This window comes from Nonomuraea sp. NPDC050022, from assembly GCF_044460705.1.
Lineage (GTDB): Bacteria > Actinomycetota > Actinomycetes > Streptosporangiales > Streptosporangiaceae > Nonomuraea.
Genome location: NZ_JBITKE010000004.1, coordinates 652,617 through 675,268, shown reverse-complemented (window position 1 = coordinate 675,268; position 22,652 = coordinate 652,617). Strand labels below are relative to the sequence as shown.

The window sequence follows — 22,652 nt, the reverse complement described above, 5'->3', positions numbered from 1 at the left end:
CATCGAGGAGTTCATCACCGAGCTGAAGCGCGTCTCCGGCAAAGAGAACTCCCGGTCAAGATGACCTAGACCCTGCTGGAGGCACCGGGCGAGATGGTCAGCGAGGCGATCTACCCGGTGATGCCGGGCGGAGTGGACGCCCTGGTGGCGCTGGCTCTGTGATGCAAGGGCGCTGCCGGCGGGCCCGCGAGGAATTCTTGCGCGCGGCCCCAATCAGCGCCACGGCTCTTCAGGGGTGCCGGTTCGCTGGTCGTGGTGAGCCACCAGCCTGGACAGCAGCTCGGTCAACCGCCCCCGCTCCTCGCGTGACAGCGGAGCCAGTAGCTCTTCCTGGGTTTCGGCCAGCCGCTTCTCCAGTCGCCGCAGTTGCCGCTTGCCCGCCGCGGTAAGCGAGATGATGTTGCGCCGCCGATCGGAGGGGTCCGGGGCGCGCTCGACCAGTCCGCTGTCGGCGAGTTCGTTGATGGTCGCGACCATGTCGCTGAGGTGGATGCCACTGCGGCGGCCCAGGGCGGCCTGGCTGGCCGGGCCGGACTCCTCCAGCGTCGCCAGCAGGCGGTAGTGGTATCCGCGGGCGCCGACGGCTGAGAACCCGTCGCCCACCAGGCGGTGCGCGTGGTTGGCGGTCTGGCTGAGCAGCCAACTGGGCAGGCCCTGCCATCGGGCGGGCGTGTCCTCGGATGGGTTCTCCATGTGACAAGTCTAACGAATCGTTCGGAGCACTAATGATTGTGCTATCGTTCGTGACGTAAACGTTAGTCGTACGAACGTTAGGCAATCGAATGGATCTCTCCGAGGCTGCCAGCCTGATCAAGCCGTTCCGCATCGACATCCCCCAAGCCGACCTCGACGACCTGACCGACCGGCTCGCCCGTACCCGCTGGCCCAACGAGGTCGCCGACGCCGGGTGGGACTATGGCTTCCCGCTGGCGCGGCTCAAGGAGCTCGCCGAGCACTGGCGGATCAAGTACGACTGGCGCGAGCACGAAGCCGAGCTCAACAAGCTCCCGCACTTCACCACCGAGATCGAGGGCCAGAACATCCACTTCGTTCACGTCCGGTCCGCGAAGCCGGACGCGCTCGCGCTGATCCTCACCCACGGCTGGCCCGGCTCGTTCCTGGAGTTCCTCGACATGATCGAGCCGCTGTCGCGCGACTTCCACCTGGTGATTCCGTCCATCCCGGGGTACGGCTTCTCCGGGCCGACCCACGAGGGCGGCTGGGATGCCTTCCGGATCGCGCGGGCCTGGGCCGAGCTGATGCGCCGTCTCGGGTACGAGCGCTACGGCGCGCAGGGCGGCGACTTCGGCGCGGGCATCTCCCTGGCGCTCGGCGCGGTGGCACCCGAGCAGGTCGTCGGGGCGCACGTCAACTACCTGCCGACCCGGCCGGACCCGGATGCCGGCATCGAACTGTCCGCAACGGATGAAGCCCGGCTGGACAAGGTCAGGCAGCTGATCGCGAACCGGCCGCCGTACCAGGCTCTGCAGGCTCTCACCCCCCAGACCATCGGCTACGCGCTGACCGACTCACCGGTCGGCCAGCTGGTCTGGATCGCCGAGCGCTTCGCGCAGTGGACGGACCCCCGCTCGCAGATCAGCGACGATCGGATGCTCACCGACATCTCGCTGTACTGGCTGACCACCACCGCGGCCTCCTCGGCGCGGCTGCACCACGACGCCCCGCGGGGGCAGACCCTGCCGTGCCAGGTGCCGGTCGGCGTGGCGGTGTTCGCGCACGACATCACGCAGTCGGTGCGGCCGCTGGCCGAGCGGCTGTACGACATCAGGCACTGGTCGGAGTTCGAGCGTGGCGGCCACTTCGCCGCGATGGAGGTGCCGGAACTGCTCGCCGAGGACGTCCGGGACTTCTTCCTGGCCCGCATCGAGTAGGGCTACCGACACCCGCTAGTACTCCGGCCCAGAGCCCGGGATCCGGTCAAGGTCATCGTACGGAGCAGGTGGTAGAGCCGGCGCCGACCAGGCGGCCCGGCACTCAGCCCACTTCGTCGAACAGCCCTTGGAGGGTCTGGGCGGTGGCCGCTCGGGCGAGCCAGGTCTCGAGTTGGGCAAGGTCCGTACAGGTGATGATCCGGGCGTGAATGTCGGCGGGAACATCGAAGCCACGGGCAGCCAACACGAGCAGCACCGACCTACCAGCCTCTTCCGCCTTACCCTCCGTCCTGCCCTCCGCCTTGCCCTCCGCCTTGCCCTCCGCCTTGCCTTCGGCCTTGCCACGGCCGAAGTGTTCGCGAGCGAAGGGGCTGTAGACCGGCCATTCGGTAGACGCGGACTTCATGATCTCCTCCATGAGGCGGCGGATCGCGGGCGTGGACATGCTGTATGCGTATTCATAATACTTCGGAGCGTGTTCGTCGGTCACGTCTGTTAGCGCGGCGGCGAACGCCTCGACGACCTTGCGGTTGAGGCCGTGAATCATGACCGACATGGCCGCAAGGTCCGGGTGGGCGGCGGCCTCCTGGGGGTCGGTGATGACCGGGACATCATCCGGCCCCAGTACCCAGGGCTGCAGGCAGTAGCCGGTCAGCCCCGACTCGATCGGCTGTGCGTAGTGGGTGGCGACATTGCGGTCGGGACAGATCATCAGGACTGAGACGTCGCAGCGCAGCATCAGCCACAGCGCGGCTGCGTAGCGGGCGATCTGCTCGCGATTCTTGGACTTGTCCTGCTGGATCTCCACGATGATGGCGTGCGCGGCTGTTTGCGGTGGCCCCATCACGAGGACCACGTCGGACTCGATGTCGTCGGAAGGACGGGTGTTGAAGGTGGTCTTCTCCAGCCGGACCAGCGGAGTGGCGGGCAGGTCCACTCCCAGGAAATCGCGCAGGATCTCCACCGCCAGTTGAGGGCGGTCGGTGAACAGCTTGACGAGAGTGTCATGTGGGGGGGACGGCATGACACTCATTGTTGCATCACGAGCACACAAAGTGACGATCATTCGCCTCCTTTCGGCCCTCAGCCGGTGACCTGAGGTAGCACCTCTTCCCCAAGGCGGCGGATGTTCTCCAGAGTGCGCTGATGGTCGCCCATTCCCTCGACCATGAGGATGAGGTGCTGGATGCCGGTGGCTTCCGAGGTGCGCAGGATGGACTCCACGCAGTGGGCCGGTGAGCCGACCGGGTGGACGCGGGTCAGGAAGTCTGCGTACGCCGAAATATCCCGGGATGGTGGTTCTCTGTGGTCCACCGGCACGTAGCCGGACAGGCCGGGCGTCAGCCAGCGCGGCAGGGACTCCTTCAGCTCGTTTCGCGCTTCGGCGGTGGAGTTCGCCACATGGGCGACGGCCGCTGCCATGTGGGCTTGGGGCGTTCCCCCGTGAGACGCGTACATGGCGATCATCGAGCTCTTCTGCCGGTCGTCGATGTGCATGCCGAGCAGCATCGGGAGACCCCGCTTCGCGGCCAGTGCCACGGTCGGCGGTGAGGTGCAGGCCAGGACCGGGCGCAGCCTGGCCGGCGGGACCAGCGGCACTTCACGGAAGCTGAAGAACTCCCCCGCCGCCGACACCCGCTCCCCGGAGAGCGCGGCGAGCAGTACGTCCAGCGACTCCTCGAAGCCGTGCTCGAAGCGCTCCAGCCCGGTGCCGAACACCTCCAGGTCCACCCATGGGCCGCCCCTCCCGACGCCCAGCGTGAAGCGGCCATCCGACAGGTGGTGCAGCATGGCCGCCTGTTCGGCCAGGGCGATCGGGTGCTGGGTGGACAGGACGCTCACGGCGGTGCCGAGGCCGATGCGACTGGTCCTGCCGATCGCCACGGCCGCCAGCGTGGTGGCGGAGGGGCAGACGCCGTACGACATGAAATGGTGCTCGGCGATCCAGGCATCGGCGAACCCGGCCTCCTCGGCCGCCACGATCAGGTCGAGAGCGCTCGCCAGCACCTGCTCCGACTTCTGGTCCGGAAACCGGGCCACGATGAGAAAAATCCCGATTCGCATTCCATCGATAATGGTCGATCCCGGCGCCAAGCCAATCGACCCGGCCAACCGAAGAAGCTAACCGAAGAGGCTCGCCTGCCCCTCACCCACCGCCGGATCCCGGTGCCGCTTGAGGTGCCGCCAGCGAGGCAGATCGTCCAGGTACGACCACGACAGCCGATGATGCTCCGTAGGCCCCAGCCGGGCCAGCGCCTCCTGGTGGACCGGTGACGGATAGCCGGCGTTGTCCGCGAACCCGTACTCCTCGCACCCGATCGTCCCCATGTACGCGTCCCGCCGTACCTTGGCCAGGACCGAGGCGGCCGCCACCGAGATGCTGGCCGAGTCGCCCTTGACCTCCAGGCGTACCGGCCACGGAGCCCCGATGTAGTCGTGCGAGCCGTCGAGGATCAGCGCGTCGGGCCGCATGGGGAGGGCGGCCAGGGCGCGGCGGGCGGCGCGGCGCAGGGCCTCCGTCATGCCGAGCTCGTCGACCTCGGTGTGGGAGGCGTCGCCGAAGCCGATGCCGACTGCCCAGGACTCCAGGGAGGCGGCCACCGTCCCGCGCTTGGCGGCGGACAGCTGCTTGGAGTCCGTCAGCCCGGCGGGCGGGTCGGACAGGTCGGTGATGACGGCGCACACCGTCACGGGACCGGCCCACGCGCCCCGGCCCACCTCGTCGAGGCCCGCGACCGTGGTCGTGCTGCGCTGGGAGAGCAGCAGGTGCTCGATGTCATAGGTGGGCGCCATGGGCACCAGACGTTATCGCTCCGCGAGCGATACCGGATCCAGATCGGCGGCGAGATAGCGCGCGGCAACGTGGATGGCCCGCAGCGTCACCGACACCGACGGCCGGTGGACGCTGGAGCCGCGCGCGACGGCCCGTATCTCGCGGCCCACCGGATTGCCGGGGAACTCGCGTACGGCGATGCCGCGCACGCCGGCGGCCAGCGCGAGCGCGGGGACGGCGGCGATCCCGATGCCCTTGGCGACCAGCGACAGGATCGTGCCCAGCCCCTCGAACTCCCACGGCGTCGGCCGGGTGCCGCCCACGTCCACGAAGAGCCGGTCGACCGCGAGGCGCGACGGCTCCCCGTCCGGCGTGGCCATCCACGGCTCGTCACGCAGCTCGCGCAGGTCCAGGGGCACCTCGGGGTCGGCCAGCCGGTGCTTGCGCGGCACCACCAGCACCAGCGGGTCGTTCAGCAGCGGGAACGTCCGCAGGCTGTCGCTGTCGCCGACCCGCCCGTACCAGTCGTCGACGAGCGCGATGTCCACCTCGCCCGCCTGCACCTCGCGCATGCCCCGACCCGACCGGCTCTGCCCGAGCCTGAGCGTCAGCTCGGTGTAGCGGCGCAGCGAGCGGGCCAGCGCGGGCGCGAACGCGACCGCCGCCGTGGGAAAGGCGGTCACCACCACCCGGCCGGACGGCGTGCCCGCGTGGGCCGAAAGGTCGGATTCGGCCTCTTCGACCATGGACAGAATGCGTTCGCCGTGGATCACCAGGCGGCGGCCCGCGTCGGTCAGCTCGGCGCTGCGCGCGGTCCGGTCGATCAGCGCGGTTCCGGTCTCGCGTTCGAGGGCGGCCAGCTGCTGGGACACGGCGGAGGGACTGTACCCCAACGACTCGGCGGTCGCCGAGATGCTGCCCCGACGGGCAAACTCGCAGATCAGCACCAAGCGCCGCAATTCGAGCATCGGACTTCCTTCCGCCCACCCACAAAAAGCCTCGCTTGTGGTGATGCCTTCATCCAACCACGCTGGGAACGTGACAAACATGACGGTTACCCTCTCCGCCACTCTGGCGACCAACGAAGACATCGAGCGAAGACGGCGCGCCGGGGAACGGGTGCTGCACCTCGCGTTCGGCGAGGCCGGCCTGCCCGTCCACCCGGCGCTGCGCGACAAGCTGGTCGCCGCATCCGAGCGCAACGGCTACGGGCCGGTCGCGGGGGCGGCCGACCTGCGGGACGCGGCGGCGGGCTACTGGACACGACGGGGACTCCCCACCGACCCCGAGCTGGTCGTCTGCGGCCCCGGCAGCAAGTCACTGCTGTACGGCGTGCTGCTGGCCATCGGCGGCGACATCGTCCTGCCCATGCCCAGCTGGGTCAGCTACGCGGCGCAGGCCGACCTCGTCGGCGCCCGTCCGATCATGGTCGCGCCCCCACAGGGACAGGGCGGCGTACCGGATCCGGAACGGGTGAGCTCGGCCGTGCTGCACGCTCGCGCCCAGGGCAGGACCGTCCGCTCGGTGCTCGTTACGCTGCCCGACAACCCCACCGGACGCCTCGCGCCGCCGCAGACCATCCAACGCCTGGTGGAGGTCGCCCGCGAGCTCGACCTGTACATCATCTCGGACGAGATCTACCGGGACCTGCTGCACGACCCCCTGCTTCCGTTCACCTCGCCCGCGGACCTGGCGCCCGAGCGCACGGTCGTCACCACCGGCCTCAGCAAGAGCCTGGCGCTGGGCGGCTGGCGGATCGGCGTGGCCAGGCTGCCCGACGAGGCGTACGACCTGCGCGCCAGACTGCTCGCGGTGGCGAGCGAGATCTGGTCCGCCCCGGCCGCCCCCGTGCAGGAAGCCGCCGCCTACGCCTTCACCGACCCGCCCGAGCTGGTCGAGCGCATCCTGCGCAGCCAGCGGCTGCACGGGACTCTCGCCCGCGCGGTGCGCGACAGGTTCACGGAGATCGGCGCGTCGGTGCCCATTCCCCAGGGCGGCTTCTATCTCTACCCGGACCTGAGCCATCTGCGGCTCGGCGGCTCGGCCGAGATCACCCGGCTCCTGCTCGAAGAGCACGGCATCGGCGTGCTGCCCGGCCACGCGTTCGGCGACGATCCCACCGCCGCGCGGGTACGGGTCGCGGTGAGCCTGCTCTACGGGGACACCACGGAGGAGCGACTGGCCGCGCTGACCAGCCCGGATCCGCTCCAGCTGCCGTGGATCGCGGCCAATCTGGACCAGCTGTCGATGGGCTTGACAGAGCTCTCGCTGGCGCGGCGGAGCCCGGTGCGTGAACGGCATCCGGCGCTCGTGCCGACGCCATGTCACAGTTAGGCGAAACTTTGTCCACGGGCCGGTGCGGAGACCCCGCAATCGGCCCGTTGACCTGCATGAATACCCAGGTTGCAACAAGCTGCAAAGAATGGTGGGCGAGTGCTGTTCTCTCCCATACCGAGCAGCCTCCATCATGTGCTCATGCCCGCTCTTGTCACCTTGTCCGGGCGCCTCGTGCGCCTGGAACCTCTCAGCCTCGCGGTGATCGACGACCTCGTCGCCGCGGCGAGTGAAGACCGCTCCACGTATGCCTTCACCCGTGTCCCGGCCGGCCGGGACGAGATGGTCTCCTATGTGGAGGCCGCACTGGCTGAGCAGGCGGAGGGCCGCACGCTGCCCTTCGCCGTCCGGTGGCTGAACACCGACCGTGTGGTCGGTGCCACCCGTCTCATGCACCTGGAGTACTGGCAGGGCCCCATGCCCTGGCCGCCGGGTACGCGGGGCGCGGTGGGCGAGGTCCCGTCCGTGGCCGACATCGGTTACACCTGGCTGGGCGCCTCCGCCCAGGGCACGGGTGCGAACCGGGAGAGCAAGTACCTGATGCTCTCGCACGCCTTCGAGACGTGGAACGTCCACCGCATCACGCTCAAGTCAGACGTACGCAACAACAGGTCCCTGGCCGCGATAGCCGCCTTGGGCGCGCATTTCGACGGGATACGCCGGGCGGAATGCAGGGGCGCGGATGACACCGTCCGAGATACGGCGTACTACTCGATCCTGAACTCGGAATGGCCCGCGATTCGAGAACGCCTGGCCCAGAGGCTTGTCCTCGCGGCCGAGGCAGCATAAGGAAGCATCCGTGAAGGCCCCGCCGTATGGCGGGGCCTGTGTCTTGTTTGCCCCATATATGCCTGCGTCATGGCCGCCCCCGCGTTATCGGGGCCATGCCGCTGTTGACCCTCAGCATCCGCCGCGTGGCTCAACACCCGATTAAAGGCCGATCAACGCTTCGGTTAACGAATGGGCGGATGCCTATCTGTTGCGCAAGGATGGACCTATCATTTGGTAACAAATCTTTCCATTGCGTTGGAGACAGGCGACATGACTGGTCAGAGCGGCGAAGGCGGGCTGAGGTTCGCCGTGCTCGGCCCCGTCCGCGCGTGGCGCGATGGCCAGGAACTCGACCTGGGCACCCCGCTGCAGCGCTCCATTCTCGCCATGCTGCTCCTGCGGGAAGGCCGTGCGGTTACGCCGACCGAGATGATCGACGCGGTGTGGGGCGAGGACGCGCCGCCGCGAGCCCTCGGTGCGCTGCGCACGTACGTCTCCAGGTTGCGCACGGTCCTGGAGCCCGGCCGGGCGGCCCGTTCGCGGCCCGAGCTGCTGACCTCCGTCGGCCGGGGGTACGCGCTGCGGCTGCCCGACGATTCGCTGGACCTGACCCGGTTCGAGCGCGGCATCCATGAGGCCGAGGCCGCGCGCCGGGCCGGCCGGCCGCGGGAGGCCGCCGATGGTCTGCGGGGCGCGCTGTCGCTGTTCGAGGGCGAGCCGCTGGCCGGCGCCGTCGGGCCGTACACCGAGCATCAGCGTGACCGGCTGGTCGAGCGCCGGATCAGTGTGGTCGAGACGCTCATGGACCTGGACCTGGAGCTGGGTGAGCACGCCGCGGTCGTCTCCGAGCTGATCGCGCTGACGGCCGAGCATCCGCTGCGTGAGCGGCTGCGCGCCCAGCTGATGCTGGCCTACTACCGGTGCGGCCGGCAGGGCGACGCGCTGGCCGTCTTCACCGAGACGCGCGACGCGCTGATCGAGGAGCTGGGCATCGAGCCCGGCCACGAGCTGACCGCGCTGCATCAGCGCATCCTGAGCGCCGACCCCACGCTGGCCGTGGCCGAGGTGGCCGAGGAGGAGGCGCCGGAGGAACGGGCGCCGGCGCTCGACCTGCCCCGCCCCGCCCAGCTGCCCGCCGCCGTGAGCGACTTCACCGGGCGCGCGGACATCGCCGGACGGCTGCGCACGCTGCTGTCGTCGAAGCCGGCCGAGGGCGTGCCGGTGGCCGCGATCTGCGGGATCGGCGGGGTGGGCAAGACCGCCCTGGCCGTGCACGTGGCGCACGCGGCCGACGACCTGTTCCCCGACGGCCAGCTGTACGCCGACCTGCGCGGCTACACCGACGAGGCGACCGGGCCCGAATCGGCGCTGGGCGCGTTCCTGCGCGCGCTGGGCGTGCCGTCCGACGTCATCCCGGAGCGGCTGGCCGAGCGGTCCGCGCTCTATCGGTCGCTGCTCGCCGAACGACGCATCCTCGTGCTGCTCGACAACGCCCACAACGCCGAGCAGGTCGTCCCGCTGCTGCCCGGCTCCTCGGGCTGCGCGGCCATCGTCACCAGCCGCCACAAGCTGGCCGATCTGCCCTCGGCCCGGCTGTTCGACCTGGATGTGATGGATCCGGACGAAGCCCTGACGCTGTTCGCCTCGGTGGCCGGGCCCGAGCGGGTGGCGGCCGAGCACGGCGCCGCCATGGACGTGGTCGCCGCCTGCGGGTTCCTGCCGCTGGCCGTACGGATCGTGGCGGCCCGGCTGGCCGCGCGTCCCTCGTGGACGGTCGCCTCGCTGGTGCCCAGGCTGGCCGACGAGCAGCGTCGCCTGGACGAGATGCGGGTGGGCAACCTGGCGGTCGAGGCGACGTTCGCGCTCGGCTACGGGCAGCTGGACACCGCCCAGGCCCGCGCGTTCCGGCTGCTGTCGCTGCCCAACGGGCCCGACTTCTCGGTCGGAGCGGCGGCCGCCGTACTGTCGATGAGCGCGTTCGCCAGCGAGGACCTGCTGGAGTCGCTGGTCGACGCCAGCCTGCTGGAGGCGCCCGCGCCGGGCCGTTACCGCTTCCACGACCTGCTCAAGCTGTTCGCCCGCCGGACGCTGGAGAAGTCCGAACGGCCGCAGGCCCGCACGATGGCGCTGCGGCGGCTGCTCGGCTTCTACCTGGCCTCCGCCCAGTCGGCGCACCGGCTGGCCTACGAGGGCAGCATGATCGCCGACAACCTCCAGGTGGACGGCAGCGGGCTCTCTTTCAACAGCGTCAACGAGGCCGTCGCCTGGCTGGTCGCCGAGGGCGACTCGCTGTTCGCCGCGATCAACCAGGCCGCCGCCACCGCCCGCGCTCCCGAGCCGCTGCTGCCCGCCGGTGACCTGCTGGTGGCCATGGAGCCGCTGCTGGAGTCGGGCACCCACACCCGCGAGTTCGACCAGGGCACGCGGGCCGTGCTGGCCACCGCCAGGCGCATCGGCGACGCCGGCAGCGAGTTGCGGGCCCGCTACGTGCTCGGCCGGGTGCTGTTCGCGAGCAACAAGCTCACGCAGGCCGAGGAGCAGTTCAGGATCGTGCACGATCTCTCGGTCGAGCGCGCGGAGAAGGTCGTCACCGGCGAGGTGATGAACGCCCTGGCCGTCGTCGTGGGCCGGCAGCGCCGCCACGCCGAGGCGCTGACCTGGTTCGAGTCGGCGATGCGCTGGTATCGCGAGAACGGCGTACCGGCCGGCGAGGCCCTCGTGCTCAGCTACTCGGCCCGCGACCATCTCGGCCTGGGCCGCCCCGAGGACGCGATCGCCGCGGCGGAGAAGGGCCTGGCCATCTTCACCGAGATCGGCAGCGGCGCCGGCACCGCCCGCGCCCGCTACCACCTGGGCATCGTCCTGTCGCGGGTCGGCCGCATCACCGAGGCCGTCCACCATCACGCCGAGTGCCTGGCCTTCTTCCGGGCCAGCAAGCAGCGCGTGTGGGAGCAGCGGGTCTGCTCCCGGCTCGCCGAGACGTTCATCGCCGCCAAGCGCTACCCCGATGCCGTACGGCACGCGGAAGAGGCGCTGGTGGTGTCGAGAGAGATCGGCCATCCCTATGGCGAGGCGCTCTCGCTGATGGTGCTCGGCGAGGCGCTCGAAGGTCTGGGCAGTGCCACGAGGAGTCACGACTGCCTACGGCAGGCCTTCGAGATCTTCTCGCTGCTCGGCGCTCCCGAGGCGGACGACCTCAAGGTCCGCCTCGACAAGGCCTTGATCATCAAGCCCCTCGCCGGCTCCGACGTCGAGCCGGTCGTCAGTCCTGTCGTCGATACAGTCGCCGGTCCTGTCGTCAGTCCTGTCGTCGATACGGTCGCCGGTCCTGTCGTTGATACAGTCGCCGGTCCCGTCGAGCCCTGAGTACAGCTCGTCGTCCAGACGTGTCATCCACACATGGTTGATCAAGGCTGTCCCTTTGGGAGTCACGGATCCCCCGTGATGCGTGCCTGTGGCGCGGATTGCTAGCCCGGCCGGCCATCTGACCGTCACGCGTCGCTAGGGGGCCCGGTTATCCGGATGCTCCGCGTAACGGCTAGCCGCCTCACATCGACGGCCGGCCGGACCCGACACGAGCCTCGAACCCCCCGGGCTCGTGTCTTGGTGAGAAGCCTCCACCCGGGGGGTCAACATCCGATCAACGGCCGATCAAAGCAGGAAATAACCCTCGGCGATGAGCGGCCGGATGGCGTCAGGGTGCAGGATCTCCCCGTCGCCGACCAGCTCGGCGATGACGTTGAGCAGCGGGCCGAGGGCGAGGTCGCCGTCGCAGACGCCCGCCAGGGCCGCCTCGACGGTGCCGACCTCCCTGCTGCGGCGCAGGCCGTCCGTCTGGCGCAGCACGATGCGCATGGGGTCTTCCGCGCCTGGCAGGCCGATGCGCTCGTCCAGCAGGCCCGCCACGGTCCGCAGGTGGGCCGAGTCGAGGAATTGCACCCGGTGGGCGGTCGCGATCGAGTCGAGCACGTCGTCGACGTAGTCGCCGACGGGCAGCGTGACCTGGTGGGTGAGCTGCTCCACGCGGACCACCGGGTCGAGCGTGCCCGCGTTGCGCATGGTGATCCAGCCGAAGCCGATGCCCCGCACCTTGTGCTCGTCGAACCAGGCCAGCCAGCGGTCGTAGTGCTCGGTGTAGCCGGGCGTGCCCTGTACGGCGGCGTCCCGCAGCCACAGCTCGACGTATTCGGCCGGGTCCTGCACGTCCCGCTGGACCACCCAGGCGTCGCAGCCGGTCTCGCCGAGCCAGCCGCCGACCCGGTCGCGCCAGTCCTCGTCCGCCACGTGCAGCCAATTGGCCAGGAAATGGGCTTGGCCGCCCGGATTGAGGAAGCGGGGGGTCTGTCGTACGAGATCGCGGCAGAACGCGTCGCCATCGGCGCCCGTCTCGCGATAGGTCAGCTCGCCGCCGGGCGAGATGACGAACGGCGGGTTGGAGACGACGAGGTCGAACAGCTCCCCCTCGACCGGCTCGAACAGGGAACCGGCGCGGGCGTCCACCCAGTCGATCCCGGACAGCCGCCAGCTCAGCCGGGCCAGCTCCAGCGCGCGGGGGTTGAGGTCGGTGGCCACGATCTCGTCGACGCGGTCCGCCAGGTGCAGCACCTGTACGCCGCAGCCCGTGCCGAGGTCGAGGGCCCGGTGGACCGGGCGGCGGGTGACGAGCTGGGCCAGGTTGGCCGAGGCGCCGCCCGCGCCCACGACGTGGTCGGGGCGCAGCGCCGGGTCACCGGGCCGTACCTTGCGATCGGAGACGACGTAGCCGCCAGTCTCCCAGGGCTGGAGGTGCACGGTGGCGCGTACGTGCTCGCCCTCGGCGGCGACCAGGCCCGACGCGAGGGCCTCGTCGAGAACGGCGCCCGGGAACCGCGCGGCCGGAACGGCGGCGCCGAGCCACCAGAGCCGGATCAGCGCGGCCAGCGGGTCGTCGCCGGCCGTGGCGCGCAGAGCCGGGACCAGCTCCTCGCGGGACAGGGCCGTGGCCGCCATGGCGCCCAGCCGATCGCGGACGCCGTCGATCGAGTAGCCGGTCTCGAGGAGGTGCTCGCGCAGTCGTTCCACGAGACCATCCTTTCACCGCAGAATCCCGCGCATGATCCGATACCCACAGTAATCATACTGTTACCGAAACGTCCAAGCGTTTTGCAAGTGGGCCACGATATCTCTATGAAGACCCACGCTCGGTGTTAGAAGAGGAGCGGATCAATGCAGATCCCTTGCCTGGCCTGCGAGTCCCGTTTCTGGCCCGACGACTACTTCCGCGCCTGCTCCGACTACAACCGCGGGCTGGACCTGGTCTCATGGACCTGCCCCAGCTGCGGCAACCGCGACGACCTGCGGGTGCTGCCCGGAGAGCTGGGATTCGGCTACCCCTGCCGGGGCCGGTTCGACGTGCACGCGCGGGTGCGCGTGCCGGGGTTGCGCAGGCAGCGTGGCGATCTGCGGCTGGACATCTCGCTCGACACGGCCTGCTGGCGGGTGCCATCGCGGATCAGGCCGCTCTCTAGCGCTGCCGCAGGCTCTGCCAGGCGGCCTCACCGAGCCCTTTGATCTCCTCCTCCGTCGGCGTGTGGGCGCCGGCGAACCACAGCCGGCACATCTCCTGCGCCGGTCCGAGCCACAGCACGTAGCACATGGTCGGGTGTACGACCTGGAGCCGGCCGTTCTTCATGTGCGGCCGCCACCAGTCGGACACCTGGCGAAAGAAGGCGCGCCTGGCCTCCGCCACCTCGGCGCCGCCCGGCTCGTTCTTGCGCGGCGGGCGCTCGCTGACCAGGAGCCTCGCGCGCTCCGGGTGCTCGCCGGCCCACCGCATGTGCAGCGCCACGACGGCCTCGATGCCGTCGCGGGCCTCCTCGTGGCTGACCAGCTCGGCGAGGAAGGCCGCCTGATAGGCGGTGAGGATCTCCGCGTAGAGGACGCCGAAGACGTGTTCCTTGCTGGCGAAGTGGTGGTAGAAGCTGCCGACGCTTACGCCGCTCTCCTCGCGGAGGCTGGCCAGCGTGGTGGCCGACACCCCGTCCTGGCTGAATCGGCGCAGGGCACCGTCAATGATGCGGGTGCGTCCGTCGCGTCCGTTCTTGGCACTCTTCACACTGTCAATGGTGGAGCAACAGAACCTTATTCCGCAAATACCTCCGCCCGTTGGATCCTAGCGGTCACCTCGACCGATCCGGAAGTCACCTTCATCTGAGCGTCCGGCCAGAGCCTGCGGATCATCCGGAGCACTCGCCTGTTCTCCCCCAGCACGTCCATGCCGACCGTCTTCGCGCCCCGCACCGCAGCCCTGAACAACAGCACGTCGATCAAGTACGGCCCGAGCCCTTTGCCCTGCCACTCGTCGGCGACCACGACGGCGATCTCGACGTCGGCCGCGCCGCCCCGGTAGCTCATGGCGTGGCCGATGATCTCGCCGTCCAGGATCGCCACCAGGGCGTCCCGGTGATCGTCCAACGCCATGAGCACGCGCACCAGACCGGCGGCTGGGGTGCCGATGCCGGTGAAGAAGCGCAGGGTCTGCGTGTGCAGGGACAGCCGGGCGAGGAAGCGCCGGAGCCGTTCGGCGTCGTCGGGCCGGGCGGGCCGGATCTGAGTTCCGAGCATGAACTCAGCTTCTCTTGATTCTCCTGGGTCTGTCAATTGAACTCAGGTATGATATGGCGCATGAACGTGGCATTCCAGGTGAACAACTGCTCCATCGAGCGCACCTTGGACATCGTTGGGGAGAAGTGGACCTTCCTGGTGCTGCGCGAGGCGTTCCGCGGCGTCCGGCGGTTCGCCGACATGCAGGCGATCACCGGCGCGCCCCGGCAGGTGCTCAGCGCGCGACTGGCGCGGCTGGTCGACGAGGGCCTGCTGCGCAAGGAGCCCTATCGCGAGCCCGGCCAGCGCCAGCGTGACGAATACCGCCTGACCGACAAAGGGCGCGACCTCTATCCCCTGCTCGTGGCGCTCATGCACTGGGGCGACAAATACCTGGCCGACGACGAGGGGCCACCCGTGCTGCTGACCCACCGCGACTGCGGGGCGCCCATCGAGCAGCACTTCCGCTGCGCCGAGGGTCACGAGGTCGCGGGCCCCCGCGAGGTGACCGCGCTCCCCGGCTCAGGCGCCGAGCTGAAGTCCGCCTAAATCCCAGCGGAAGTGTCGCGCTGGAGGGCGCGCAGGCACCAGCGAAAGTCGATCAGCGTCAGCAGCGCCGCCCCCGACAGCAGCACCGCGACGGCCGCGGTGCGCACGATGAGGTACGTCTGGATCGTCTGGCTGAGCAGCAGCCAGAGGCTGAGCGAGGCGTTGCCGAACTGCGCGCATCCCCACACCAGCGACTGCCTGGCGAAGAAGCGCCGCATCACCGGCCGCTCGATCACGTGCTCCGGCAGCGGCACCAGGTCCTCCGCCACCCGCTGCGCCAGCGGCCGGCGCAGCCGGGCGGTCGCCAGGAACCCGGCGCTCGCGCAGAAGACGCCCAGGGTCGGCTGCAGGAAGAAGATCACCGCGCTGCCGGACAGCAACGCCAGCACCGCCCTGACGGTGACCGTGCCCGCGGCCAGCAGCACCGCCCCCGGCACCGCCCTGCGCCTGGCCAGCCGCCAGACCACACCCCCGTACACCCAGGCCACGGCCACCACGATCCCGCCGGTGATCCCGGAGAGGATCATCCCGACGTAGAAGACGGCGACGGGCAGGATCATGCCCTCGAACACACGGGGCACGGCGTGGCGCACCAGACGGCCGAACCGGGGCAGCTCGAACGCGGGCGCCTCGGACGGCGCGGCAAGCACGGTCATATGGCTTTGGAGGCGCTCTCTGGAGGGGGAGCTGATCGGACGAATCCCGACCGTACGCGATGAAGCGCCGTTCGGTAAGTGTTTCGACCAGATTGCGATTAGGTCACGCTCCGGCAGACCGAGCCAGGTGAAGGAGCACCGGCCCCGGTGCCTACCCTTGAGGGGTGTACCGGTTCCTTCTCACGCCCCGCTGGATCTCGCTCCACATCGTGGTGCTGCTGGTGATCCCGGCCTTCGTGTTCCTGGGCCGGTGGCAGTTCGGGCGCTTCGAGGAGCGGTCGGCCAACAGCACGCAGGTCACCGCGAACCTGGCGGCCGGTCCCGTGCCCGTGGAGAGCCTGGTGGGCAAGGGGGCGCGGGAGGCCGACCGGTTCAGGACGGTCACGGCCTCGGGGAGCTACGACACCACCCACGCGCTGGTGGTGCGCAGGCGGCCACAGGAGGGACAGCTGGGCTTCTACGTGCTGACCCCGCTGGTCACCGGTCCGGGTCAGGCCGTGCTCGTCAACCGCGGATGGGTGAAGGCCGGGGCGAGCGCCGACGCGCCTCCTGAGGTGCCGCCGCCACCGACGGGTCAGGTAACTGTCACCGGGAGGCTACGTCTCAGCGAGACCGAGGCGGCGGCCGGAGTAAAGGAGCGCGCCGGTCTACCACCCGGTCAGGTGTTGCTCATCGACACCGGGAAGATCGGCAAGGCGCTGCCGTACCAGCTCATGGGCGGTTACGTGGAGCTCACGAAGCAGCAGCCGGCGGCGACCGCCGCGCCCGCGCCGGTGCCCGCGCCCGACGTGGGCGCCGGGGGCGGCCTCAACCTCGCCTACGGCGTGCAGTGGTGGCTGTTCATCGGCGTGGCCATCGGCGGCTGGATCTTGCTCATCCGGCGCGAGGTGGCCGACAGGAAGGCCGCGGAGAACGCGCCGGCCCAGGAAGTCGGGGCGCCCAGCAATTAAGCTGGATAGGGTGATCCGCCACATAGAGTTCGCAAGTATCTACAACTTTCGTGACGTAGGTGGATATGCCGCAAAGGACGGGCAAACCGTCCGGTGGCAACGGCTCTATCGTGCCGACTCACTCGGCTGGCTGGCGGGAGACGATCTCATCACGTTCCAGGCCCTCAAGGTGCGGACCGTCATCGACCTGCGCCATCCCTTCGAGGTGGAGCGGACCGGGCGGGTGCCCGAATCCGACGGGCTCGACTACCGCAACCTGCCCATCGAGGGCCGCCGCTGGGACGTCAACACCTACGACGACCGGCTGGGCGTCGGGAGATACCTCGCCGACCGCTACCTCGAGGTGACCGAGGACGGGATCGACAATCTCCGGTCGGCCATCGAGACGATCTCCCAGTCCGGCAGCGCGCCCGTGGTCGTGCACTGCGCGGCGGGCAAGGACCGCACCGGGCTGCTCACCGCGCTCATCCTGAGCCTCGTCGGCGTGGCGGACGAGGACATCATCGACGATTACGCGTTAACGGGCCTGGCCACCGAGCGCTTCATCGCGAGCTGGCAGCGCCGGCATCCGAACGCCACCCGATGGCCCGGTTTCGGGGTGGCCCCGGCCGAGGCGATGCGGTTGTTCCTCACCGATCTGACCGCCCGGCACGGCTCGGTCGCGAAGTACTGTACGGACGTCTTGCAGGTCGACGCGGGGATCATCGAGGAGCTGCAGAATAGTCTTCTGTCCCGGACTGATTCGATCTCCGGTGGGTAGGCGGCACCGGGGTTCGCAGAGCAGCAACCTCGCAAAGCGGACCTCATGGCCCGGGGTCGCCACATCCCCCTCCCGGCGATCCCGGGTCCTCGGGCATAGTGGATACCCAACGGAGACGTCGCAGCTTGTTCGACGTTATGCGGCCGTCGTACGGTTACCTGCGTGACTACGCCGCTGCTCCCCGATCCGGATCCGAGGCGGCGCGACTATGTGATCATCTCCGCCGACGATCACCTGATCGAGCCGCCAGACCTTTTCGAAGGCCGGCTCGCGGAGAAATACGCCGAGGTCGCGCCAAAGGTCGTGGAGACGGAGGGCGGTCACCAAGTCTGGCGCTACGGCGGCGCCACATACCCGTGTGCCGGGCTCGACGTGGGCGCCGGTCTGCCCCGCGAGCAATGGACGCTCGACCCGGTCAGGTTCGAGCACATGCGCCCCGGCTGCCACGACATCGAGGCCCGCATCGAGGACATGGACCTGGCCGGCATCTGGGCGGCGCTCTGCTTCCCCGGCATGCTGGCCGGCCAGTCGGGCATGCCGTTCGCCAGGACCCGCGACCAGGAGCTCGGCCTCGCCCTGGTCAAGGCGTGGAACGACTGGCACATCGACGTCTGGGCGGGCACCTACCCCGAGCGCATCATCGGCCTGCAACTGCCCTGGCTGCCCGATCCCGACCTCGCCGCCAAGGAGATCAGGGCCAACGCGGCGCGCGGCTTCAAGGCCGTGGTCTTCCCCGAGTTCCCGACCCGGCTGCGGCTGCCGTCGATCCACAGCGGCCACTGGGACCCGTTCTTCGCCGCCTGCGAGGAGACCGGCACCGTCGTCTGCCTGCACACCGGTGGCTCCAGCTGGTCGCCGGTACCCTCACCCGACACGCCCATCGAGGCGATCACCACGCTCATGCCGACCAGCGCGATGTTCGCCTGCGCCGACTGGCTCTGGTCGGGGCTCCCGCTGCGCTACCCCAACCTGCGCATCCTCATCGTGGAGGGCGGCGTGGGCTGGCTGCCGATGCTGGCCGCGCGGGCCGACTACGCGCTGGACCACCCCGTCGCGGGCGAGGCGCAGTGGGACGGCGGCCTCAAGCCCAGCGAGGTGCTGCGCCGCAACTTCTACTTCGGCACCCTCGACGACCACTCCCTGTCGGGGGTGCGCCTGGCGGTCGGCCTCGACCACGTGCTTCAGGAGAGCGGCTACCCGCACTCCGACTCGACCTGGCCCGACACCCAGCAGGCGGTGGCCCAGAACCTCGGCACGCTTCCGCCCGCCGACATCGCCAGGGTCGCCTACGGCAACGCCGCCCGGTTGTTCGGCCACCCGCTGCCGTCACGAGCCTGGCTGCGGATGGAGGAGTTCTAGCGGCGGCGCGGTCGCTTGGGACCAAGCCCGTCGTCGAGCTTGCCCTGGACGCTGCCCTGGATGACCGTGCGCTCCCAGTCCACGTAGCGACCGCTCTCGCCGAGCAGCGAGGCGATCAGCCAGAGGAAGACCCCGAAGTCGTCCACGACACCGATGAGCACGAGGAAGTCCGGCACCAGGTCGATCGGCGAGATCATGTAGATCACGCCGAACCCCATCAGCGCCAGCTTGCTCTTGCCCATGCCGTCGTACTCACCGCGCATCACGGCGCCGATCATGCGCGGGATCGCTCGTAACCTGGCCATCAAGCCCGGCGTGCCGGGCTTGCTCACTTCGCGGTATGTACGCCAGGCCGCCGCAGCCCGTCCTGCCTTCGCCATCATGTCGCTCCTCATACCCGGGCCTCTCACGACATAACGCGTCACGGCCGGAACCGAGTTCCCGAACTCCCGGCGTTCGGCCTCCTCGGTCTTCTCGGTCTTCTCGGTCTTCTCGGTCTTCTCGGTCTTCTCGGCGATCAGCGCAGGGCGGCGTGCTCGAACGGCCGGGCGGCCTCGATCTGTGCCGCGATCCTGACCAGCAGGTCCTCCCGCCCGGCCGCGGCCACCAGCTGGACGCCCACGGGCAGGCCCGCCGCGTTCCGGTGCAGCGGCAGCGAGATCGAGGGCTGGCCTGTCGCGTTGACCGGCGCGGTGTAGGACACCGCGTGCGCGGTCCTGCCGAACGCGGTGCTCAGGTCGTCCGGCGGGATCCACCCGAGCGGGAACGGCGCGACGCCGAGCGACGGCATCAGCAGCAGGTCGTACCCCGACGCCCACCACCCGGCCATCCGCCTGCGGAACCCGTCGATCCACTGGGTGGCCAGGATGTGGGCGGCGGCGCCGTGCCCGCGCCCGGCGCCGACCATGGCGGCGTTGCGCGGCTCCAGTTCCTCCAGCTCGACCGGCTTGCCGCGCCAGACGCCGACGTTCTCGATCTCCGCGGCCAGGTTGTTCGCCACGATGGCGCCGAAGTGGGCGGGGAAGTCCGGGTCGCCGAGCGCGTCGGGGCAGCCGGGGGCCACGTCGTGGCCGAGCGCCGCCAGCAGGGCGGCGGCCCCCTCGACCGCCTCGGTCAGCTCGGCGACCGCCGGCACGTCGTCTCTCGGGTGCGTGGCGACGAAGCCGACGCGCAGCCGTCCAGGGTCCGCGCCGACCTCCTCGGCGAGCGGCCGCGGCAGGTGCGGGGCGTCGTAGGGGTCGCCCTGTACGTAGCCGGACACGAGGTCGAGCGCCGCGGCGGTGTCGCGCACGCTCCTGCTGACGAATCCCGGGCACGAGAAGCCGCTCCACCCCTCGCCGGCCGACGGGCCCGCGCTGGAGCGCCCACGGGTCGGTTTGAGCCCCACCAGCCCGCACAGGGCCGCCGGGATGCGGATCGAGCCGCCGCCGTCACTGGCCGTGGCCAGCGCCACCATCCCGGCCGCGACCGCCGCCGCCGAGCCGCCGCTCGACCCGCCCGCGGAGTAGGCCGGGTCGTAGGGGTTGCACGTGGGTCCGTACGCCACGGGCTCGGTGGTGATCGTGCTGCCGAACTCGGGAGTGTTGGTACGGCCCAGCACGACGAACCCCGCGGCCCGCAGCCGGGCCGTACCGTATCCGTCCTCCTTGACCACGACGCCGTCGAGCGTCCGCGAACCCGCGCTGTACGGCTCGCCCGCCTGCGGCCAGCCCAGGTCCTTCAGCAGGATCGGCACACCGCGGAAGGGGGCGTCGGCGGGGATGGCGTCGAGCTCGGCCAGCGCCCGCTCGAACCGGCGGTGGATCACCGCGTTCAGCTCGCCGTCGTGCGCCTCGATCGCGGTGATCGCCGCCTCGACCAGCTCGCGCGGCGACACCCGCCCATCGCGGACGGCCGTGGCCTGCTCGATCGCGTCAGACCTCAGCACGTCGTCCATCGCATCCTCCCGGACTGGTCGATCGCGTCACGCCGTCGCATCCTCCCGGCCGGGTCGGTCGCGTCACATCTCAGCACGTCGGCCATCGCTTCCTCCCAGTCAGGCCGTGGGGGCCAGGTCGCGGACGGCCTGCGTGATGGTCACCTCGCCACCCGCGATGGGCGCGAGGACGGGGGTGTCGAGGCCGTTGTCGATGTACTCCTGGATCCTGGCCCGGCAGGTCGCGGCGTCGCCGTGCACGACCAGCGAGTCGACCACCTCGTCCGGGATCGCCTTGAGCGCGGCCTGGCGGTCGCCGGCCGCCCACGCCTCGTGCATGGGCCGCAGCACCTCGCCCCGGCCGAGCCAGTCGTGGAAGGCGGCGTAGGCCGGCACGGTGAGGTAGGCGGCCAGCATCCAGCGGGCCAGCGCGCGTACCTTGTCGGTGTCCTCGCTCACGCAGACGAACAGGCGGGCGATGAGCTCGGTGTCACCGATCTCGGCGCGCACCTTCCGTACGTCCTCGGGCGAGAGCCAGTTGGTGATCGCGCCGTCCGCCTCCTCAGCGGCCAGGCGCAGCATCCGGGGCCGCAACGCCGCCAGCACGACCTTCGGCGGGATCTTCGGCGCCCGGTCCAGCTTGAATCCCTTGATCTCGAACGTCTCGTACCGCTGCGACACCTTCTCCCCCGTCAGCGCCTCCTTGAGAAAGCGCAGGGTGTCGCGGGTCCGCGCGTACGGCTTGGCGAACTCGACCGCGTTCCAGCGCTCCACGATCGCCGGGGAGGAGGAGCCGATGCCGAGCAGGAACCGGCCGGGCGCCAGGTCGGCCAGCGTGGCGGCCTGCATCGCGAGCAGCGCCGGGCCGCGCGTGAACACCGGCACGATCGCGCTGCCGAGCCGGATCCCCGGCGCCCACTGCGCGGCCATGGCCAGCGGCACGAACCCGTCGACGCCGTTGACCTCGGCCGACCACGCGTCGGTGTAGCCGAGGGCGGGCAGCTCCGCGATCAGCTCCTGTGAGTCCGCCAGTGAACGGTCGGTGAACGGGATCGTCATGCCCCAGTTCTGAGTCATCGCGGCCTCCAGCTTGCCCCTCGCGGGGGGATCAGGCGTCAATGTCAGGTAGGCCGACCATACCAACCGACCGGTATGTAGTCGCCGCCCTGAGCACACTGACCCGCCGCGCACTCAGCCGCCTTGCCGGACGTTTTGGCGGGCGTCGTCTTGCCGGACGTTTTGGCGGGCTTTTGTCGGGTCAGGCGCGCAGCTCGTGGACCGCCGCGATGAAGTCCTTCGTGATCCCCCGCAGCCCCGGCAGGTGCGACAGGCCGACGAGCCGGTCCACCAGCGGGACCGTCACGTCGATCAGGCGATGCGTACGGTCACAGCCGGGCGAGGTGTCGTGCACCCAGAACAGCACCATGCCCATCGACAGCAGCCACAGCAGCTCCGGCAGCTCTTCGCGCAGCTCGGAGTTCATCCGGTCGCGCGCCCCCTCGACCACCTGCCGGTAGATGTCGATCGACGCCTCACGGGCCGGCGAGGACTGGGCGCTGAACGGGCTCAGCGGGTTCGTGGGCTCGGCGGCATGCTTGAAGAACTTCACCGCGAACTCGTGATAGGGCTCCGAGACCCGTACCCACTCGCGCAGCACCCCGCTCAGCCGGGCGGCGAACGACGACTCCGTGGCCAGCAGCTCACGGCAGGCCGCCTCGTGCTCGGCCTGGGCGCGGTCGTAGTACGCCTGGATCAACGCCTCCTTGCTTTCGAAGTAGTAGTAGGCGTTACCGACGGATACACCGGCCTCGGCCGCGATGGCCCGCATCGTCGTCGCATCGAAGCCGCGTTCCCGGAACAGCCGCAAAGCCGTCTCGACAATGACTTCCCGGGTGCTCTCCGGTCCTCGGTTTCGGGCTTCGGACACGTTCGTCACTTTACGTGGTAGTCGTGCGTTAGGTCAGGAAGGATCACGGTGATCGCCACCACAGGGCAAAAATCCCGGTGAGATAGGGGTTAGCTCCTGCGAAGGATGGGATTGATGTTTCTGGCGGAAGGGCTATTCCGCGAAAAGGCATCGACATGTGGATACGTGGAACAGTACGGCTGGT

Annotated in this window: 22 protein-coding genes; 9 read left to right on the top strand and 13 right to left on the bottom strand. The window is 69.9% G+C overall.

Annotated elements, in window-relative coordinates; all coding sequences use genetic code 11:
* Positions 1-213: 213 nt before the first annotated feature.
* A complete protein-coding gene (locus ACIBO2_RS19850; RefSeq protein WP_397298275.1) occupies positions 214-693 on the bottom strand; it encodes a MarR family winged helix-turn-helix transcriptional regulator in 480 nt (159 codons plus the stop codon).
* Between the two features lie 89 nt (positions 694-782).
* Here ACIBO2_RS19850 and ACIBO2_RS19845 point away from each other — a divergent pair, with 89 nt between their 5' ends.
* Positions 783-1,892, top strand: a complete 1,110-nt coding sequence (locus ACIBO2_RS19845; protein ID WP_397298273.1) for an epoxide hydrolase family protein — start codon at positions 783-785, stop codon at positions 1,890-1,892.
* Between the two features lie 103 nt (positions 1,893-1,995).
* On the opposite strand, the gene ACIBO2_RS19840 is transcribed toward ACIBO2_RS19845, so the two are convergent.
* The 4 genes from ACIBO2_RS19840 to ACIBO2_RS19825 are packed head-to-tail and all read right to left on the bottom strand — an operon-like array spanning position 1,996 to position 5,633.
* Positions 1,996-2,958, bottom strand: a complete 963-nt coding sequence (locus tag ACIBO2_RS19840; protein ID WP_397298271.1) for a hypothetical protein — start codon at positions 2,956-2,958, stop codon at positions 1,996-1,998.
* Between the two features lie 17 nt (positions 2,959-2,975).
* A complete protein-coding gene (locus ACIBO2_RS19835) occupies positions 2,976-3,956 on the bottom strand; it encodes an LLM class flavin-dependent oxidoreductase (protein WP_397298269.1) in 981 nt (326 codons plus the stop codon).
* A gap of 57 nt (positions 3,957-4,013) precedes the next feature.
* Complete coding sequence (locus ACIBO2_RS19830) at positions 4,014-4,685, bottom strand: ribonuclease HII (protein WP_358534517.1); 672 nt, start codon at positions 4,683-4,685, stop codon at positions 4,014-4,016.
* A gap of 12 nt (positions 4,686-4,697) precedes the next feature.
* A complete protein-coding gene (locus ACIBO2_RS19825) occupies positions 4,698-5,633 on the bottom strand; it encodes a LysR family transcriptional regulator (protein WP_358534515.1) in 936 nt (311 codons plus the stop codon).
* 79 nt (positions 5,634-5,712) lie between these two features.
* Here ACIBO2_RS19825 and ACIBO2_RS19820 point away from each other — a divergent pair, with 79 nt between their 5' ends.
* From ACIBO2_RS19820 to ACIBO2_RS19810, 3 genes are all read left to right on the top strand, one after another.
* Positions 5,713-6,999, top strand: coding sequence for a pyridoxal phosphate-dependent aminotransferase (locus ACIBO2_RS19820; RefSeq protein WP_358534513.1), 1,287 nt, complete (start codon positions 5,713-5,715; stop codon positions 6,997-6,999).
* A 141-nt stretch (positions 7,000-7,140) separates the two neighbouring features.
* A complete protein-coding gene (locus ACIBO2_RS19815) occupies positions 7,141-7,788 on the top strand; it encodes a GNAT family protein (RefSeq protein WP_358534511.1) in 648 nt (215 codons plus the stop codon).
* Positions 7,789-8,040: 252 nt separating this feature from the next.
* On the top strand, positions 8,041-11,136 hold the full coding sequence (locus tag ACIBO2_RS19810; RefSeq protein ID WP_397298266.1) for a BTAD domain-containing putative transcriptional regulator: 3,096 nt from the start codon (positions 8,041-8,043) through the stop codon (positions 11,134-11,136).
* 285 nt (positions 11,137-11,421) lie between these two features.
* Here ACIBO2_RS19810 and ACIBO2_RS19805 read toward each other — a convergent pair whose 3' ends face one another.
* Complete coding sequence (locus tag ACIBO2_RS19805; RefSeq protein WP_358534507.1) at positions 11,422-12,831, bottom strand: methyltransferase; 1,410 nt, start codon at positions 12,829-12,831, stop codon at positions 11,422-11,424.
* Positions 12,832-12,975: 144 nt separating this feature from the next.
* On the opposite strand from ACIBO2_RS19805, the gene ACIBO2_RS19800 reads away from it, so the two are divergent.
* Positions 12,976-13,320, top strand: coding sequence for a hypothetical protein (locus ACIBO2_RS19800; protein WP_358534505.1), 345 nt, complete (start codon positions 12,976-12,978; stop codon positions 13,318-13,320).
* Here the strand turns inward: ACIBO2_RS19800 and ACIBO2_RS19795 are convergent.
* Together ACIBO2_RS19795 and ACIBO2_RS19790 are read right to left on the bottom strand one after the other, a co-directional pair.
* The gene (locus ACIBO2_RS19795; RefSeq protein ID WP_225302223.1) at positions 13,274-13,864 is read right to left on the bottom strand and encodes a TetR/AcrR family transcriptional regulator; all 591 of its coding nucleotides are present in this window, start codon (positions 13,862-13,864) and stop codon (positions 13,274-13,276) included. The two genes, ACIBO2_RS19800 and ACIBO2_RS19795, sit on opposite strands and share 47 nt — an antisense overlap.
* A 26-nt stretch (positions 13,865-13,890) precedes the next feature.
* Positions 13,891-14,373 (bottom strand): GNAT family N-acetyltransferase, encoded by a 483-nt coding sequence (locus ACIBO2_RS19790; RefSeq protein WP_358534503.1) that lies wholly within the window; start codon positions 14,371-14,373, stop codon positions 13,891-13,893.
* Between the two features lie 60 nt (positions 14,374-14,433).
* Here ACIBO2_RS19790 and ACIBO2_RS19785 point away from each other — a divergent pair, with 60 nt between their 5' ends.
* The gene (locus ACIBO2_RS19785; protein ID WP_358534501.1) at positions 14,434-14,901 is read left to right on the top strand and encodes a helix-turn-helix domain-containing protein; all 468 of its coding nucleotides are present in this window, start codon (positions 14,434-14,436) and stop codon (positions 14,899-14,901) included.
* Here ACIBO2_RS19785 and ACIBO2_RS19780 read toward each other — a convergent pair.
* Positions 14,898-15,557, bottom strand: coding sequence for a VC0807 family protein (locus ACIBO2_RS19780; protein WP_358534499.1), 660 nt, complete (start codon positions 15,555-15,557; stop codon positions 14,898-14,900). The two genes, ACIBO2_RS19785 and ACIBO2_RS19780, sit on opposite strands and share 4 nt — an antisense overlap.
* A 164-nt stretch (positions 15,558-15,721) precedes the next feature.
* Between ACIBO2_RS19780 and ACIBO2_RS19775 the strand changes: the two genes are divergently transcribed.
* The 3 genes from ACIBO2_RS19775 (at position 15,722) to ACIBO2_RS19765 (ending at position 18,626) form a co-directional block, all read left to right on the top strand.
* Entirely contained in the window at positions 15,722-16,507 is a 786-nt protein-coding gene (locus tag ACIBO2_RS19775; RefSeq protein ID WP_397298262.1) for an SURF1 family protein, read from the top strand.
* A 10-nt stretch (positions 16,508-16,517) separates the two neighbouring features.
* Entirely contained in the window at positions 16,518-17,267 is a 750-nt protein-coding gene (locus tag ACIBO2_RS19770) for a tyrosine-protein phosphatase (RefSeq protein ID WP_358534497.1), read from the top strand.
* Positions 17,268-17,429: 162 nt separating this feature from the next.
* Positions 17,430-18,626, top strand: coding sequence for an amidohydrolase family protein (locus ACIBO2_RS19765; protein ID WP_357937844.1), 1,197 nt, complete (start codon positions 17,430-17,432; stop codon positions 18,624-18,626).
* Here ACIBO2_RS19765 and ACIBO2_RS19760 read toward each other — a convergent pair.
* The 4 genes from ACIBO2_RS19760 to ACIBO2_RS19745 all read right to left on the bottom strand — a co-directional run bounded on the left by ACIBO2_RS19760 (position 18,623) and on the right by ACIBO2_RS19745 (position 22,468).
* A complete protein-coding gene (locus tag ACIBO2_RS19760; protein WP_358534496.1) occupies positions 18,623-19,009 on the bottom strand; it encodes a YkvA family protein in 387 nt (128 codons plus the stop codon). The two genes, ACIBO2_RS19765 and ACIBO2_RS19760, sit on opposite strands and share 4 nt — an antisense overlap.
* A gap of 134 nt (positions 19,010-19,143) precedes the next feature.
* Entirely contained in the window at positions 19,144-20,562 is a 1,419-nt protein-coding gene (locus ACIBO2_RS19755; protein WP_397298259.1) for an amidase, read from the bottom strand.
* Positions 20,563-20,661: 99 nt separating this feature from the next.
* Positions 20,662-21,618 carry an LLM class F420-dependent oxidoreductase gene (locus tag ACIBO2_RS19750; RefSeq protein WP_358534493.1) on the bottom strand — a complete coding sequence of 319 codons (957 nt, stop codon included), beginning with the start codon at positions 21,616-21,618 and terminating at the stop codon, positions 20,662-20,664.
* 181 nt (positions 21,619-21,799) lie between these two features.
* Entirely contained in the window at positions 21,800-22,468 is a 669-nt protein-coding gene (locus tag ACIBO2_RS19745) for a TetR family transcriptional regulator (RefSeq protein WP_357937857.1), read from the bottom strand.
* Between the last annotated feature and the right edge of the window lie 184 nt (positions 22,469-22,652).

Excerpts from the sequence above, each read along its gene's own strand:
- ACIBO2_RS19850 (WP_397298275.1), bottom strand. The coding sequence starts at position 693 with ATGGAGAACCCATCCGAGGACACGCCCGCCCGATGGCAGGGCCTGCCC.
- ACIBO2_RS19845 (WP_397298273.1), top strand. The coding sequence starts at position 783 with ATGGATCTCTCCGAGGCTGCCAGCCTGATCAAGCCGTTCCGCATCGAC.
- ACIBO2_RS19840 (WP_397298271.1), bottom strand. The coding sequence starts at position 2,958 with ATGATCGTCACTTTGTGTGCTCGTGATGCAACAATGAGTGTCATGCCG.
- ACIBO2_RS19835 (WP_397298269.1), bottom strand. The coding sequence starts at position 3,956 with ATGCGAATCGGGATTTTTCTCATCGTGGCCCGGTTTCCGGACCAGAAG.
- ACIBO2_RS19830 (WP_358534517.1), bottom strand. The coding sequence starts at position 4,685 with ATGGCGCCCACCTATGACATCGAGCACCTGCTGCTCTCCCAGCGCAGC.
- ACIBO2_RS19825 (WP_358534515.1), bottom strand. The coding sequence starts at position 5,633 with ATGCTCGAATTGCGGCGCTTGGTGCTGATCTGCGAGTTTGCCCGTCGG.
- ACIBO2_RS19820 (WP_358534513.1), top strand. The coding sequence starts at position 5,713 with ATGACGGTTACCCTCTCCGCCACTCTGGCGACCAACGAAGACATCGAG.
- ACIBO2_RS19815 (WP_358534511.1), top strand. The coding sequence starts at position 7,141 with ATGCCCGCTCTTGTCACCTTGTCCGGGCGCCTCGTGCGCCTGGAACCT.
- ACIBO2_RS19810 (WP_397298266.1), top strand. The coding sequence starts at position 8,041 with ATGACTGGTCAGAGCGGCGAAGGCGGGCTGAGGTTCGCCGTGCTCGGC.
- ACIBO2_RS19800 (WP_358534505.1), top strand. The coding sequence starts at position 12,976 with ATGCAGATCCCTTGCCTGGCCTGCGAGTCCCGTTTCTGGCCCGACGAC.
- ACIBO2_RS19790 (WP_358534503.1), bottom strand. The coding sequence starts at position 14,373 with ATGCTCGGAACTCAGATCCGGCCCGCCCGGCCCGACGACGCCGAACGG.
- ACIBO2_RS19785 (WP_358534501.1), top strand. The coding sequence starts at position 14,434 with ATGAACGTGGCATTCCAGGTGAACAACTGCTCCATCGAGCGCACCTTG.
- ACIBO2_RS19780 (WP_358534499.1), bottom strand. The coding sequence starts at position 15,557 with ATGACCGTGCTTGCCGCGCCGTCCGAGGCGCCCGCGTTCGAGCTGCCC.
- ACIBO2_RS19760 (WP_358534496.1), bottom strand. The coding sequence starts at position 19,009 with ATGATGGCGAAGGCAGGACGGGCTGCGGCGGCCTGGCGTACATACCGC.
- ACIBO2_RS19755 (WP_397298259.1), bottom strand. The coding sequence starts at position 20,562 with ATGGACGACGTGCTGAGGTCTGACGCGATCGAGCAGGCCACGGCCGTC.
- ACIBO2_RS19750 (WP_358534493.1), bottom strand. The coding sequence starts at position 21,618 with ATGACTCAGAACTGGGGCATGACGATCCCGTTCACCGACCGTTCACTG.